We start from the raw sequence: 13,430 nt of genomic DNA, 5'->3' as shown, positions 1-13,430 counted from the left end.
GCCGCGCCCGGCTCATCCATCGCGTGCTAACGTTTCGCGAATCTCAGAACGGAGCCCCGCCATGCCGCTTGCCCAACTGATCAGTGCCGACCAACTGGCCGCGCGCCTGCATACACCTGCACTGTGTATCCTCGATTGCCGCTACGCATTGGATGATCCAGATTACGGCGGACGCAGCTACGCCGATGCGCATATTCCCGGCGCCCGCCATGCCGATCTCGAACGCGATCTGTCCGGAAAAATCGTACCGGGCGTAACCGGCCGGCACCCGCTACCGCACCCTGAGGATATGATCGCAACGTTCCAGGCGCTGGGTTTGAACAACGACAGCGAAATCGTGCTCTATGACGACGGCCCCGGCGCCTTCGCCGCTCGGGCCTGGTGGCTGCTGGCATGGCTGGGCAAGCGTGAGGGCGTATACCTGCTCGACGGCGGCTACCGAGCCTGGTGCGACGCCGGTCTGCCAGTGGAGCAAAATGCGCCGTCGCCGACGACAGGCAAATTCCACGGACGACCCGATGACAACCTGACCATCGACGCAGCGGCGCTTTCCGGCGAACTTGGAACGCAAAACCTGACGCTGATTGATGCCCGCGCTCTGCCCCGTTTCCTCGGTGAAGTCGAACCGATCGACCCGGTTGCCGGACACATCCCGGGCGCCACCTGTGTGCCATTCACCGAGAATCTCGACGCTGACGGGCACTTTCTTTCTCCCGACCAGCTGCGCGCGCGTTTCAGCCAGCAGCTCGCCAATCAATCAGCAGATGCCCTGGTGGCCTATTGCGGCTCTGGCGTGACAGCCTGCCATAACCTGTTCGCCCTGTGCCTCGCCGGCTATCCGCTGGCCAAACTTTATCCAGGCTCTTGGAGCGAGTGGATCACCGATCCGCAGCGGCCAATCGCCTGACGCAACTTGAGCGGCCGACCAGTCAGAACCTGCCCGGCGGGTTTTTATTGAATATTCACTCTTTATCGCCGCCGATCGTCGCCCTTTACGAAAAATTGCACTCTTTCGTTTGCGACGAATCAGAGAAGCTTGATAGGGTCCGAGCCGCTTTTTTCTCTGGAGTACAACAATGAAAACAACTTGGTTGAAGACCGCGATCGCAGTAGCCGTGGGCGCCCTTTCCACTCAGGCCATGGCTGCCGGTTTCGCCCTTAACGAGCAGAGCGTCAGCGGCATGGGCACCTCGTTTGCCGGTCGCTCCTCTTCTGCCGATGACGCCACGACCCTTTTCGGCAACCCTGCCGGCATGTCGCGCCTCAAGCGCGAGGAAGTGAGCTTTGGTTTGGCGGCGATTCATGCCAAGACGGATATCGATGACACTTCAGCGTTCACCCCACAGGGCCAAGGCGGAGCCCGTGCTCCGGTTAGCGGCAGCAACGATGGCGATATGGTGCCGTTTACCGCTGTACCGATGGGTTATTACGTCAAGCCAATCGACGACAAGTGGGCAGTGGGCGTCGGCATTTACGTGCCGTTCGGGGTGGTCGCCGACTATGAAAGCGGCTTCCAGGGACGCTACCACGGTGACTACAGCGAAGTGCGCGTCATCACCATTCAGCCAACCGTCAGCTATCGCTTTAATGAAAAGCTGTCGGTCGGTTTCGGCCCGACTATCAACCGCATTGATGGTCAGCTCGAAAGCGCTTCGTTTAGCCGCGTCACTCCTGGGACCAGCGACGGTCGCGTAAAGGTCAAGGGTGACGACACTGCATTGGGCTTCAATGCCGGTTTGCTCTATGAATTTACACCGCAGACTCGCGCCGGCATCACCTACCACTCCAAAGTTAAGTACAAACTCGAAGGCGATACTCGCCTGTCCGGCGCCGGGTTTGATCAGCTTCAAGCGGTAGGTATACAGGCGTCGGGAAAATATGATGCTTCGCTGGATCTCGACACGCCCGAGTCCGTCGACATGTCGATTACTCACGATATCGATGACCAGTGGACTCTTTACGCAGGCGCCATGTGGACGCGCTGGAGCCGCTTCGAATCCATCATCATTGAAAACGACGGAATTCCAGTAGCTTTGCAAGGCAACCTAGCTCCGATCGTCGAAGAGCAGGATTGGCATGACACTTGGTCCTATGCTCTTGGTGCTGCTTACAAGCTAAATAAAGAGTGGACGCTGCGTACGGGTCTGGCACTTGACCAGAGCCCGACCAACAATACTCATCGCTCGCCTCGCATTCCAACTGGTGATCGTACGGCAGTAAGTTTCGGTCTGGGCTGGAATCCAACCGATGACATTACCGTCGATCTCGCCTACTCCTACTTGTGGGAAGAGGAAACGAAAGTCCGCCGCGACGTTCCGTCCAAGGGCATCTACAACGCTGACTACAAAAACAGCGCCCACGGCTTCGGCGCTGCTCTAAGCTACCGCTTCTGACGCACCTGCCCCGGCCGCTCGGCCGGGGCTTCTTTCCCCTCGCTACTCGCCCAACGCCTTCTCCACCGCAGCGATCAGCTTCGGATCGTCCGGCTCGACCTTGCTGGAAAAATAGTCGACCACCTTGCCGTTGCGATCCACCACGTACTTGTAGAAATTCCAGCGTGGCGCACCTCCGGCCTGCTCGGCCAATTCCTTGAACAGCGGTATCGCATCGCTACCCCGCACGGGTTGCGTCTGCGCCATGGCGAAGGTCACGCCGTAATTGACGTAGCAGACCTCCGCCGTCTCGGCGGCATCGTCCGACTCTTGAAAAAAGTCATCGGACGGCACGCCAAGTACCGCCAATCCGTCGTCCTTGTATCGCTGGTAGAGCGCTTCGAGGCCTTCGAATTGCGGCGCGAAGCCACAGAAGCTGGCGGTGTTGACGACTACCAGCGCCTTGCCCTGGAACTCTTGGCACAGGTCGATGGTTTCCTTCGAACGCAGTTTCGGCAGTTCATGCTGCAGCAGGGCCGGGCATTGATCCGCCACTGAATTGCCGGCCAGCAGCGTCAGAGCGAGTGAGGCAACGATCAGTTGGGTTCTCATGGCAAATCTCCGAGCGGGATGCGCCACACGCTACGCCTGAGCTACCCAACCGGCAACGTCTGCTCTTTTCATCGGCGCAGTAAATATTACGAGCAGCTCCGATTACGCTATATACAGATCTATATAGCGCTTGGCAGAATGCGCGCACTCACGAGGGCCAAACATGAACGATCCACAGCATCTCGGACCACTGCGCATCGATGGGCAACTCTGGTTCAACCGCGGCGAGAAGGACTACCTCGGCGGCAAACGCATCGAACTGCTGGAACAGATCGAGGCGACAGGCTCGATCACTCGTGCGGCTAAAGCCATCAACCTCAGCTACAAGGCCGCCTGGGATGCGGTGGATGCGATGAACAACCTGTCGGAACGCCCCCTGGTGGTTCGGGCAGCGGGCGGCGCAAAGGGCGGCGGTACCCAGCTGACCGACTTCGGTCGCGAGATGCTGCACGTCTGGCAGCGCATGCAGCAGGAATATGAACGCTTTCTCGCCCAGGTGGCGCACGGCATCGAAGGCTTCGAAGACATCGACAAACTACTCCGGGCAATCGCCATGAAAACCAGTGCGCGCAACCAGTTTCGCGGACGCATCACCCGTGTCGAAAAAGGCGCAGTGAACGGCAGCCTGAGCCTCGATATCGGGGAAGGTCAGACGATTACCGCAACCCTGACCAACGACAGCATCGACGAACTTCACCTGGAGCCCGGCAAGACCGCGATGGCGCTGATCAAGGCCAGCTTCGTGCTGCTTTCACCCGATCCGACGGTAAAGATCAGCGCCCGCAATCGCCTGACCGGCACCATCAGCGGACTGACGCCCGGAGCGGTGAACTGCGAAGTCAAGCTGCTGCTGCCCGGCAATCGCACATTGGGCGCGGTCGTTACCAACGAGAGCGCCGAAGAGTTAGGCCTGGCACTCGGACAAGCCTGCACGGCGCTGATCAAGGCGTCGCACGTCATCATCGCCGTGGACTAAGGAGAAACGGATGAAGCGTCTTTGCACAATTGCCGCCCTGTTTACGATTGCGCTGCTGCCCTTGGCCGGCCAAGCCGCCGAAGTGCAAGTCGCGGTGGCGTCGAACTTCACCAAACCGATGCAGGTCATCGCCGAACAATTCGAACAGGACACAGGGCACAAAGCCGTGCTCGCCTTTGGCGCGACCGGAAAGTTCTATGCGCAGATTCACAACGGCGCGCCGTTCGACGTGCTGTTGGCCGCTGACGAAGCAGTCCCAGCCAAGCTTGAAAGCGAGGGCCTGGGCGTTGCCGGAAGCCGCTTCCCTTATGCGATCGGCACGCTGGTGCTGTGGTCGGCACGCAGCGATTACGTCGATGACCAGACCACGCTGACCCGGCAACCCTATCGCCATCTCTCCATCGCCAATCCGAAAACCGCCCCTTACGGAGCCGCGGCCATGGCCACGCTAGAAAAACTCGGCCTGACCGAATCAGCGCGTGGCCGGCTGGTGCAAGGCGAGAACATCGCCCAGGCGCATCAGTTCGTGGCCAGCGGCAATGCCGAACTCGGCTTCGTCGCCCTTTCTCAGGTCGTGAACGAGGGTGCGATCGGTGAAGGCTCCGGCTGGATCGTACCGGCGTCTTTTCATCCACCCATTCGCCAGGATGCCCTCTTGCTGAACAAGGGCCGCGTCAACCCCGCGGCACAAGCACTGCTCGATTACCTCAAAAGCGCAAAAGCCGCCGAGGTAATCGAGGCATACGGCTACGGCCTGGAATGACGGCGCCATGATGCCGCTGGACGATGCAGGCTTGGCAGCCGTCCTGCTGACACTCAAGCTTGCCGGCATCACCACGCTGCTACTGCTGGTGATCGGCACGCCGATCGCTTGGTGGCTGGCGCGTACCCACTCGCGCCTCAAGGGGCCGATTGGCGCCGTGGTGGCGCTACCGTTGGTACTGCCGCCTAGCGTGCTGGGCTTCTACCTGCTGGTCGCCATGGGCCCTAATGGCCCGGTCGGACAGCTGACACAAAGCCTCGGGCTCGGCACCCTGCCGTTTACCTTCGCGGGTCTGGTGGTGGGCTCGGTGTTCTATTCGATGCCCTTCGTCGTGCAGCCGCTGCAGAACGCCTTCGAGGCCATCGGCGAGCGCCCCCTGGAGGCCGCTGCAACCTTGCGTGCCGGGCCGCTGGATACCTTCTTCACCGTTGTTCTTCCGCTCGCTCGCCCTGGATTCATCACCGCCAGTATTCTTGGCTTCGCCCATACCGTCGGGGAATTTGGCGTGGTGTTGATGATTGGCGGCAACATCCCCGAGAAAACCCGCGTGCTGTCCGTGCAGATCTACGATCACGTCGAGGCAATGGAATATGCGCAAGCGCACTGGCTTGCAGGCGGCATGCTGGTGTTTTCCTTTCTGGTTCTGCTAGTGCTTTACAGCAGCCGCCTCAAACAGGGATGGCGTGGATGAACGGAGGATCAAGCGGCATTCAGGCACAACTGCGGATGGACCATCCCGGCTTTCGGCTGGACGTGGATCTGAACCTGCCCGGACGCGGCGTGACCGCCCTGTTCGGCCCTTCGGGCTCCGGCAAGACCAGTTGCCTGCGTTGCATCGCCGGCCTCGAACGCAACGCAACCGGGCGGATCGACATCAACGGCGAGCGCTGGCAAGACTCGGCCAGCGGTTGTCTCGTGCCGCCGCACCGTCGCGCAATCGGCTATGTGTTTCAAGAAGCCAACCTGTTCACCCATCTTTCGGTGCAGCGCAATCTGGAGTTCGGCATGAAGCGTGTCGCGCGGAACGAGCGCCGCGTGATCTGGGAACAGGCGGTCGAACTGCTCGGCATTGGTCACCTACTCGACCGCATGCCCGAACGCCTGTCGGGCGGCGAGCGACAGCGTGTCGGCATCGCCCGCGCTCTGCTGACCAGCCCGCGTCTTCTGCTGATGGACGAGCCGCTGGCGGCGCTGGACTTCAAACGCAAGCAGGAAATCCTGCCGTATCTGGAACGGCTGCATGACGAGTTGGAAATTCCCGTCCTTTATGTCAGCCACTCGCCGGACGAAGTGGCGCGACTCGCCGATCATGTGGTGCTGCTAGAGAATGGTCGGGCAATGGCTCAGGGCGGACTGCAGGAAACCCTTGCCCGCCTCGACTTGCCGACCGCCTTCAGCGAAGACGCGGGCGTGGTCATCGAGGCGCAGGTTGCAGAACATGACCCGACCTATCACCTCACACGCCTGGTATTTACCGGCGGCGAAGTGCTGGTGGGGCAGCGTGATGAAGCGATCGGCCAGCGCCTGCGCTTTCGTGTCCATGCGCGGGACATCAGCCTGACGCTGGAACGCGCCGAAGGCACCAGCATCAGCAACCTGCTGCCGACCCGCGTCGAGCAGATCGCTACCGCCGATACGCCCGCGCACGTTCTGGTTCGTCTGGATGCCCAAGGCACGCCGCTGCTGGCGCGCATCACCCGCCGCTCGGCGGATCAGCTTGGTGTCGTGGAAGGCAAAGCGTTATGGGCGCAGATCAAAGCCGTCGCCCTGCTCGGCTGAGGTTCAGACCCGTAGCGCCAACGCGACCAACACGCCGCACTCCACCAACTCCAGCAGCGCACCGGCCGTGTCACCCGTGGTGCCGCCGATGCGCCGGCATATGGCCCGGCGTGCCAGCCAACCGATACCGACGCTCACCGCCAATGCCTGCAGCGGCACCGCGGCGCTTTCGATTGTGAGACTGCCAAGCCAGAGAATCGCCCCCACAGCAATCCCACCAAGGGTAATGAAACATTGATCGGCCAGCCGCCTGCGGCGCGGGCATGCCGCTAAGCCGCACCGGCAGGCTAGTGAGAAACTGCAGCGCGATCAGAAAGGGCTGCATGCTTCTTCCAGCCAGAGCGTGGCGTCGGCGAAACCGGTTTTCAGCCCGCACATTCCGCCATGGCTCACCTCGATCTGCAGCAGCTGCCCACGCGGCAGACCACGCGCCTCAGCCAACAGCAGGCGCATCACGCCGGCATGGGTGATCAGGAGGATGCGCTCGCCGGCGAAGCGGTCGGTGAGTCGCTCGATCACCGTCAGGACACGCGTCTCGAATTCGATCAACCGCTCACCGCCGGGCGGCGTGTAGCCGTAGGGATCGTTCCAGAAGCGACCCAAGGCATCGCTTTGATCGACCATCAGCCCAGCCGCCGTACGACCTTCCCAATCGCCGAAGTCGAGTTCGCGCAGGTCAGGCTCGAATTCCAGCGGCAGATTGCACTGCTCGGACCATTCCACGGCGAAAGCTGCGCAGCGGCGCAAGGGAGATGTGATGATCCGGTCCCAAGGCCCAGCCTTGGTGACCGCGTGGCGCATCTGTTGCCAGCCAGCTTCGGTAAGCGCGTCGTCCAATCGCCCGCGAAAGCCACCACCGGATACCGTCTCGCCGTGACGCAACATGTCCAGATGCAGGTTCATGCGTCCTGCCCGGCAACGGCTGCTTCGGCGAAGGTCGCCAGCGCCGCCTGGCGTGCGAGCTCATCCAGGACACGACAAGGCGCCTGCCACCAGTGCTCGGTCACAACGGTTCTCCTTTCAAAATCATTGGCAAGCCTGCGACGGTGAACACCACACGCTCGCAGCGCGCGGCCAGCGCCTGATGCAGCCAGCCTGCTTCATCGACGTAACGCCGACTCAGCTCACCCAGCGGCACCACCCCCAATCCGGTTTCGTTACTGACCAGCAGTACGCGTCCTGGCAACGCCGCAAGACATTCGAGCAGCGCATCGCGCTCTTCGGCCAGCCGCGCTGGATCGTCCAGCATCAGCAGGTTGGTCAGCCATAGCGTCAGGCAATCCACTAACAGGCATTGATCAGCGCTGGCGTGCTCACGCAGCACCGAGGCCAGCTCCAGCGGCTCCTCCACCAGTGCCCAGTCCGTTGGCCGTCGCGCGCGGTGGCGGGCGATACGCTCGCTCATCTCGGCATCAAGCGGCTGGCTGGTGGCGATGTAAGTGACTGCCAAGCCAGACTCGGTAGCCAGGCGCTCGGCCAACCTGCTCTTGCCGGAGCGGGCACCGCCGAGAATCAGTTCAGGCATTCCGGTTTCCTTTCAAAGTTCGGATCGAGCGTAAGGCAGGTGCGACCCAGCCGACGCGCCGGTGGCCATCAAACACCGCAAAGCTCACGCAAAAACTGGCCATCCAGATGCAGCTCGACCAAGTCGGCCAAGCGCTCGATGTCCCGTTCGCGCAGCGCGTGATAATCCACCCGCTGTACGTTCGCCAACCCGGCCCAGCGCAATAGCGCTTCGCAGGCAGCGGACGATTCGAACAGGCCATGAAGGTAGGTACCGAGTATCTGACCGTCGTGACTGATGGCACCATCCATTCGGCCGTCGTCGAGGTGCACAGCGGCTCGTTCGAGCGCCGGACCGGTGCTGACCCCGGCGTGAATCTCGTAGCCACAGACGTCGGCGTCGTCCAGACAGAATCGTCCACGTACGTTGCGCAATTGTTTCTCAGCGGCCAACTCAGTCGACAAAGCCAGCAGACCGAACCCATTGCTCTGCCCCGCCGCGCCCTCGATCCCAAGGGGATCGGCGATGCATTCACCGAGCATCTGCAGCCCACCGCAAATACCGAGCATCTTGCCGCCGTAGCGCAGATGGCGCCCGATCGCCGCTTCCCAGCCGTTCTCGCGCAACCAGGCAAGATCGGCGCGGACGCTCTTGGAGCCCGGCAGGATGATCAGATCCGCGCCCGGGATTGTCTGGCCGGGGCCGACGAAACGCAGATCAACTTGAGGATGTAGGCGCAGCGGGTCGAAGTCGGTGTGATTGCTGATGCGCGGCAGTACCGGCACCACCACCCTCAGGGTCTGCTCCGCTTTGGCGGACTGGCGCACGTCGATCGCGTCTTCGGCTTCCAGATGGAAATCCATCAAATAGGGCAACACCCCAAGAACCGGCTTGCCGGTGCGCTGTTCGAGCCAGTCCAACCCCGGCTGCAGCAGCGCGATATCGCCGCGAAAGCGGTTGATCACAAATCCCTTTATCCGCGCCTGCTCACTCGGGCTGAGCAACTCCAGCGTGCCGACCAGATGCGCAAAGACCCCGCCCTTGTCGACATCGGCGATCAGAATGACCGGGCAATCCACCGCCTCGGCGAAGCCCATGTTGGCGACATCGTTGGCGCGCAGATTGATCTCCGCAGGCGAGCCGGCACCTTCGACCATCACCACCTGATACGCAGCACCGAGGCGACGATGCGATGCAAGCACCGCATCCATCGCGACACGCTTGTAGTCGTGGTACGCCACGGCGTCCATGTTGGTGATGGCGCGGCCGTGAACGATCACCTGCGCGCCAATGTCGCTGTTGGGCTTGAGCAACACTGGGTTCATATCGGTGTGCGGCGCCAATCCAGCAGCCTGCGCCTGCACCGCTTGGGCGCGTCCGATTTCCCCGCCTTCGGCAGTGACAGCGCTATTGAGCGCCATGTTCTGCGGCTTGAACGGTGCGACCGACACGCCTTGTCGGCGGAGCCAACGGCACAGCGCGGTCACCAATGTGCTCTTGCCGGCATCGGACGTGGTGCCCTGAACCATCAGCGTGCTCATGCGCGAATCTCCTGATAGCAAGCCAGTGTGCAGCCCAGGCGAGACCAACCCACCTCGTCTGACGGCAAACCGAAACGCAGGCTCGGCGGATAGTGAAAGCGGCGAACGAGAATGCCCTGACAGGCAAGGAATTCGTACAGCAGGTCCGCCTCTTCGGTTACGACCCACTGAAACAGGCCGCAACCGCCTGTAGGCGGCAGGCCGCTGATTGTCAGCAGTTGCGCCAGCCGTTCGCTGTCCGCCAGGAGCCGCTCACGTTGACGGCGTTGTCCTTGGTGATCGACGAGCAATGCCGTGCCGATGAACCGCGACGGGCCGGCGATCGGCCAGGGGCCCAATGCATCGCCCAATGCGCGCAACAGCTCCGCTTCAGCCAGCACGAAGCCGAGCCGCGCGCCGGCCATGGAGAAGAATTTGCCGAACGAGCGCAACACAATCAGCCCCGGAAGATGGCCGTAGGACGCCAGGCTGTGCTCGGGCGTCGGGTCCATGAAGGCCTCGTCGACCACCAGCCAGCCGCCGCGCGCCGCCAACCGCGCATGCCAGTCAAGTAGTTGTTCAGGCGGTAACAGGCGCCCGGTGGGATTGTTCGGATTAACCACCACCAGAACGTCGAGCTGATCGAGCGTCCGCGGTATGGCCCCTTCGCTGAACTCACTGATGCGATGCCCTTCGCGGCGCCACGCCTCGGCGTGCTCGCCATAACAAGGCGAAACGATGCCGACCTGCGAATGCCGACGCAGGCGCGGCAGCACCTGGATTGCGGCTTGCGAACCTGAAACCGGCAGCAGCGACTCGGCGCCGTAATAATCGCGGGCCGTAGCGGCCAGCTCGTCCTCGGTTTCCGGTAGTCGCATCCAGGCGTCAGCGGGCACAACCGGCAGATTGAATCCATAAGGTGCGATGCCAGTGGACAGGTCGAGCCAATCCGTCAGCGGGATATCGAAATCGCGCGCCGCTGCCCGCAGCCGCCCGCCATGTTCAAGCATGCAGCCAGCCTCCCAGCAGCAATGCCAACAACCAGAGACCGACACCAGCCCAGACAATGTCCAAGGCGCGCTCGATATCGCGCGCACCGGGCGCCTCACCCTCACCCAGGACCGGACGTTGATGCAGTACATCCTGATAGATCGCCGGCCCGCCCAGCGAGACGCCCAGCGCACCGGCACCCGCGGCCATCACCGGCCCGGCGTTGGGGCTGTCCCACAAGGGCGCCTGCCGCCGCCAGCAGCGCCAAGCTTGGCGCGTTTGGCCCAGCACGGCGTAGGTCAGCGCAACCAATCTGGCGGGAATGAAGTTGAGTGCATCATCGATGCGAGCGGCGGCCCAGCCGAAACGCTCGAAGCGCTCGGTGCGATAGCCCCACATGGCATCCAGCGTATTGCTCAAGCGGTACAACACCACACCAGGCGCACCGGCAATCGCGAACCAGAACAGCGCTGCAAACACTGCATCGCTGCCGTTCTCCAGCGCCGATTCGGTCGCCGCACGGGCCACGCCCTGCTCATCCAGTTCACCGGTATCGCGACTGACGATGAAGCCGACACGCCGCCGCGCCTCGGTCAGGTCGCCATTACGCAGCGCGAGCGCGACCGGCATCAGATGTTCGCCCAGGCTGCGCAGGCCGAGCGCGAGGTACAACAGTAGGATATCGATCAGCCAACCAATCGCCGGCAGCAGGCTCAACAAGCAGGCGATGGCGGTTAGCGGCAACACCGCGAGGCACCAGGCCGTAACGCCATGGCTACGCCAGCCGCGACCGCCCGGACCGTTGAAATGCTGCTCAAGTCGGTCAGCCAGCCGTCCGAAGATCACCAACGGATGACTGCGCCGAGGTTCGCCCAGCAGCGCGTCCAAGCCGACCCCGACGAGGCAGCTCAGCACCACGCTCAAGACTGTTTCTCCCAGCCGTCCTCGAATAGCAGTTCCTGCAGCGGCCGAGGTTGCGTCCAGCCCTGCAGTGCAAGCATCGGCGCCGGATAAAATTCATCGACCGGTCCGAGACAGATCACCGCCACCGGCTCGGCTCCGGTCGGCATCTGCAGCAGTTCGGCCAGCGCCTGCGGATCGAACAATGACACCCAGCCCATACCCAACCCCTCTGCTCGCGCGGCGAGCCAGAGATTCTGAATGGCGCAGGCCGCCGAGGCCAGGTCCATCTGCGGCATGGTGCGCCGGCCAAACACATGCGGTTCGCGCTCATCCATCAACGCGACGACCAGCACCTCGGCGCAATCCTTGATGCCCTCGACTTTCAACTGCATGAATTCACGGCCACGCTCGCCCAGCGCCTCGGCGGTCAGTACACGTTCCCGCTCGACCAGTTCGGCGATGGCCGAACGCAACTCCGCGCGCCGAACGCGGATGAACCGCCAGGGTTGCATCAATCCAACGCTGGGCGCCTGATGCGCGGCTTCAAGCAGTCGGGCAAGCAACTCGGGCGCTATCTCGCCGCCGCAGAAATGCCGCATGTCGCGCCGCTCGGCAATGGCGCGATAGACACCGGCGCGCTCTGCCTCGGTGAAGGCGTGCTCACTCATGGCTTGAACAACGCCGCAGCGGCGTGCGGATCGGATGGCAGGTAGAAATGAATGTAGGAGGCCGTCAGCCGGCCCTGCCGGAACACTGCCTCGGCAGTGCGCTTGTAATTCGGACATTCACCGCGAGCCAGCGGCTGCATAGTCGAGTCGAGTGAAGAATGATGAAAGGTGTGGCCGCGCAGGTGCCCTTCCGGCAGTTCGACCTCTTGCAGCGCCAGCGCGGTCAAGCGCTTCTGCATCCTCGCTTCGCCAGGCAATAGGCCGAGCATGTCCTCGCGCGCACCGGCCTGATCGGTCAGCCCGTCGAGCAGGTAAAGCATCCCGCCACATTCGGCGAGGATCGGTTTGCCCGCCGCGTGATGCGCCCGGATCGCCTCGCCCATGGGGCGATTGCGAGCCAAGGTCCCCAGGTGCAACTCGGGATAGCCACCCGGCAGATATAGGCTGTCCACCGCGGGCAGCTTGGAAAAGTGCAGAGGGGAGAAAAACAGCAACTCGGCGCCAAGCGCCTGCAGCAGATCGAGATTGGCTTGGTAGGCAAAAGCGAAGGCGGGATCCCGAGCGACACCGATGCGCACGCCTTGCAGCAACGGAGGGATGGTCAAGGGCTCCGGTGGTGGAAAGCTCACCTTCGCCGGCAGTGCGTTGTCGGCACTCGCCGCCAGCGCATCGGCAGCCGCATCGAGCCGAGCATCCAGATCCGCCAGTTCCTGCGCTTGCACCAGCCCCAGATGCCGGCTCGGCAAACTCACCGACTCGCTGCGCGGCAAGGCGCCGAACCAGTCGATATGCTCCGGCAAACAGTCCCGCAAAATCTCGCCATGCCGGCTGCTGCCTACTCGATTGGCCAGCACACCCGCAAATGGCAGGTCCGGCTGATAGCTGGCCAAGCCGTGTGCCAGCGCGCCGAAGGTTTGCGCCATGGCCGAACCGTCGATTACCGCCAGCACCGGAATATCGAAATGCCGCGCCAGGTCAGCCGCCGATGGTGTGCCGTCGAACAGCCCCATGACGCCTTCGATCAATATCAGATCGGCCTCGCCGGCCGCTTCCCACAACAGCCGGCGGCTTTCGGCTTCGCCCACCATCCACAGATCGAGCTGGTAGACCGGATGACCACTAGCACGCGCCAGCACCATCGGATCGAGAAAGTCCGGACCGCATTTGAACACCCGGACGCGTTTGCCCAGTCGCGTATGCAAGCGTGCCAGGCCAGCGGTGACGGTTGTTTTGCCTTGTCCGGACGCTGGCGCGGCGATCAGCAGTGCGGGACAGCTTCTGATATTCATCGCGACCTCTCGTCATCGTAGGGTGGATGACGCTTCACCCATCCACCGACAACG

15 protein-coding genes are annotated in these 13,430 nt (G+C 62.6%); 6 read left to right on the top strand and 9 right to left on the bottom strand.

The genetic code is table 11. From position 1 onward, the window contains the following. Positions 1-61 precede the first annotated feature (61 nt). Together NA647_RS06155 and NA647_RS06150 are read left to right on the top strand one after the other, a co-directional pair. On the top strand, positions 62-907 hold the full coding sequence (locus tag NA647_RS06155) for a sulfurtransferase (RefSeq protein ID WP_256056888.1): 846 nt from the start codon (positions 62-64) through the stop codon (positions 905-907). Between the two features lie 169 nt (positions 908-1,076). Continuing rightward, positions 1,077-2,393: an OmpP1/FadL family transporter gene (locus NA647_RS06150; RefSeq protein ID WP_256056887.1), complete on the top strand. Its 1,317-nt coding sequence runs from the start codon at positions 1,077-1,079 to the stop codon at positions 2,391-2,393. A 42-nt stretch (positions 2,394-2,435) separates the two neighbouring features. Here the strand turns inward: NA647_RS06150 and NA647_RS06145 are convergent, their stop codons facing one another. Continuing rightward, positions 2,436-2,984 carry a glutathione peroxidase gene (locus NA647_RS06145; protein WP_256056886.1) on the bottom strand — a complete coding sequence of 183 codons (549 nt, stop codon included), beginning with the start codon at positions 2,982-2,984 and terminating at the stop codon, positions 2,436-2,438. 163 nt (positions 2,985-3,147) lie between these two features. Between NA647_RS06145 and NA647_RS06140 the strand changes: the two genes are divergently transcribed. Genes NA647_RS06140 through modC form a run of 4 tightly spaced genes read left to right on the top strand, consistent with a single transcriptional unit; the run spans position 3,148 to position 6,502 of the window. Continuing rightward, the gene (locus NA647_RS06140) at positions 3,148-3,960 is read left to right on the top strand and encodes a TOBE domain-containing protein (protein ID WP_256056885.1); all 813 of its coding nucleotides are present in this window, start codon (positions 3,148-3,150) and stop codon (positions 3,958-3,960) included. Between the two features lie 10 nt (positions 3,961-3,970). After that, the gene (gene modA / locus NA647_RS06135; RefSeq protein ID WP_256056884.1) at positions 3,971-4,723 is read left to right on the top strand and encodes a molybdate ABC transporter substrate-binding protein; all 753 of its coding nucleotides are present in this window, start codon (positions 3,971-3,973) and stop codon (positions 4,721-4,723) included. Positions 4,724-4,733: 10 nt separating this feature from the next. After that, complete coding sequence (gene modB, locus NA647_RS06130) at positions 4,734-5,414, top strand: molybdate ABC transporter permease subunit (RefSeq protein ID WP_256057071.1); 681 nt, start codon at positions 4,734-4,736, stop codon at positions 5,412-5,414. Beyond that, positions 5,411-6,502: a molybdenum ABC transporter ATP-binding protein gene (modC, locus tag NA647_RS06125; protein WP_256056883.1), complete on the top strand. Its 1,092-nt coding sequence runs from the start codon at positions 5,411-5,413 to the stop codon at positions 6,500-6,502. Before modB ends, modC begins: the two co-directional genes overlap by 4 nt. 3 nt (positions 6,503-6,505) lie before the next feature. Here modC and NA647_RS06120 read toward each other — a convergent pair whose 3' ends face one another. The 8 genes from NA647_RS06120 to NA647_RS06085 all read right to left on the bottom strand — a co-directional run bounded on the left by NA647_RS06120 (position 6,506) and on the right by NA647_RS06085 (position 13,376). Then, positions 6,506-6,748 carry an adenosylcobinamide-GDP ribazoletransferase gene (locus NA647_RS06120; protein WP_423836462.1) on the bottom strand — a complete coding sequence of 81 codons (243 nt, stop codon included), beginning with the start codon at positions 6,746-6,748 and terminating at the stop codon, positions 6,506-6,508. A 63-nt stretch (positions 6,749-6,811) separates the two neighbouring features. Beyond that, complete coding sequence (gene cobC, locus NA647_RS06115) at positions 6,812-7,405, bottom strand: alpha-ribazole phosphatase family protein (RefSeq protein ID WP_256056882.1); 594 nt, start codon at positions 7,403-7,405, stop codon at positions 6,812-6,814. A gap of 100 nt (positions 7,406-7,505) precedes the next feature. After that, positions 7,506-8,027, bottom strand: coding sequence for a bifunctional adenosylcobinamide kinase/adenosylcobinamide-phosphate guanylyltransferase (cobU, locus tag NA647_RS06110; protein WP_256056881.1), 522 nt, complete (start codon positions 8,025-8,027; stop codon positions 7,506-7,508). Positions 8,028-8,095: 68 nt separating this feature from the next. Further along, a complete protein-coding gene (locus tag NA647_RS06105) occupies positions 8,096-9,547 on the bottom strand; it encodes a cobyric acid synthase (RefSeq protein ID WP_256056880.1) in 1,452 nt (483 codons plus the stop codon). Beyond that, the gene (gene cobD / locus NA647_RS06100) at positions 9,544-10,536 is read right to left on the bottom strand and encodes a threonine-phosphate decarboxylase CobD (protein ID WP_256056879.1); all 993 of its coding nucleotides are present in this window, start codon (positions 10,534-10,536) and stop codon (positions 9,544-9,546) included. Before cobD ends, NA647_RS06105 begins: the two co-directional genes overlap by 4 nt. After that, positions 10,529-11,440: an adenosylcobinamide-phosphate synthase CbiB gene (gene cbiB / locus NA647_RS06095; protein ID WP_256056878.1), complete on the bottom strand. Its 912-nt coding sequence runs from the start codon at positions 11,438-11,440 to the stop codon at positions 10,529-10,531. The genes cobD and cbiB overlap by 8 nt, the downstream gene beginning before the upstream one ends. After that, the gene (bluB, locus tag NA647_RS06090) at positions 11,437-12,087 is read right to left on the bottom strand and encodes a 5,6-dimethylbenzimidazole synthase (RefSeq protein WP_256056877.1); all 651 of its coding nucleotides are present in this window, start codon (positions 12,085-12,087) and stop codon (positions 11,437-11,439) included. Before bluB ends, cbiB begins: the two co-directional genes overlap by 4 nt. Beyond that, positions 12,084-13,376, bottom strand: a complete 1,293-nt coding sequence (locus NA647_RS06085) for a cobyrinate a,c-diamide synthase (RefSeq protein ID WP_256056876.1) — start codon at positions 13,374-13,376, stop codon at positions 12,084-12,086. The genes bluB and NA647_RS06085 overlap by 4 nt, the downstream gene beginning before the upstream one ends. Positions 13,377-13,430: the final 54 nt, after the last annotated feature.

Source organism: Stutzerimonas stutzeri (assembly GCF_024448985.1).
In the GTDB taxonomy this organism is placed as follows: domain Bacteria; phylum Pseudomonadota; class Gammaproteobacteria; order Pseudomonadales; family Pseudomonadaceae; genus Stutzerimonas; species Stutzerimonas stutzeri_AP.
This window is presented reverse-complemented; position numbering and strand designations above follow the sequence as displayed.

Coding starts and splice junctions, on each gene's coding strand:
- NA647_RS06155 (WP_256056888.1), top strand. CDS start 62: ATGCCGCTTGCCCAACTGATCAGTGCCGACCAACTGGCCGCGCGCCTG.
- NA647_RS06150 (WP_256056887.1), top strand. CDS start 1,077: ATGAAAACAACTTGGTTGAAGACCGCGATCGCAGTAGCCGTGGGCGCC.
- NA647_RS06145 (WP_256056886.1), bottom strand. CDS start 2,984: ATGAGAACCCAACTGATCGTTGCCTCACTCGCTCTGACGCTGCTGGCC.
- NA647_RS06140 (WP_256056885.1), top strand. CDS start 3,148: ATGAACGATCCACAGCATCTCGGACCACTGCGCATCGATGGGCAACTC.
- modA (WP_256056884.1), top strand. CDS start 3,971: ATGAAGCGTCTTTGCACAATTGCCGCCCTGTTTACGATTGCGCTGCTG.
- modB (WP_256057071.1), top strand. CDS start 4,734: ATGCCGCTGGACGATGCAGGCTTGGCAGCCGTCCTGCTGACACTCAAG.
- modC (WP_256056883.1), top strand. CDS start 5,411: ATGAACGGAGGATCAAGCGGCATTCAGGCACAACTGCGGATGGACCAT.
- cobC (WP_256056882.1), bottom strand. CDS start 7,405: ATGAACCTGCATCTGGACATGTTGCGTCACGGCGAGACGGTATCCGGT.
- cobU (WP_256056881.1), bottom strand. CDS start 8,027: ATGCCTGAACTGATTCTCGGCGGTGCCCGCTCCGGCAAGAGCAGGTTG.
- NA647_RS06105 (WP_256056880.1), bottom strand. CDS start 9,547: ATGAGCACGCTGATGGTTCAGGGCACCACGTCCGATGCCGGCAAGAGC.
- cobD (WP_256056879.1), bottom strand. CDS start 10,536: ATGCTTGAACATGGCGGGCGGCTGCGGGCAGCGGCGCGCGATTTCGAT.
- bluB (WP_256056877.1), bottom strand. CDS start 12,087: ATGAGTGAGCACGCCTTCACCGAGGCAGAGCGCGCCGGTGTCTATCGC.
- NA647_RS06085 (WP_256056876.1), bottom strand. CDS start 13,376: ATGAATATCAGAAGCTGTCCCGCACTGCTGATCGCCGCGCCAGCGTCC.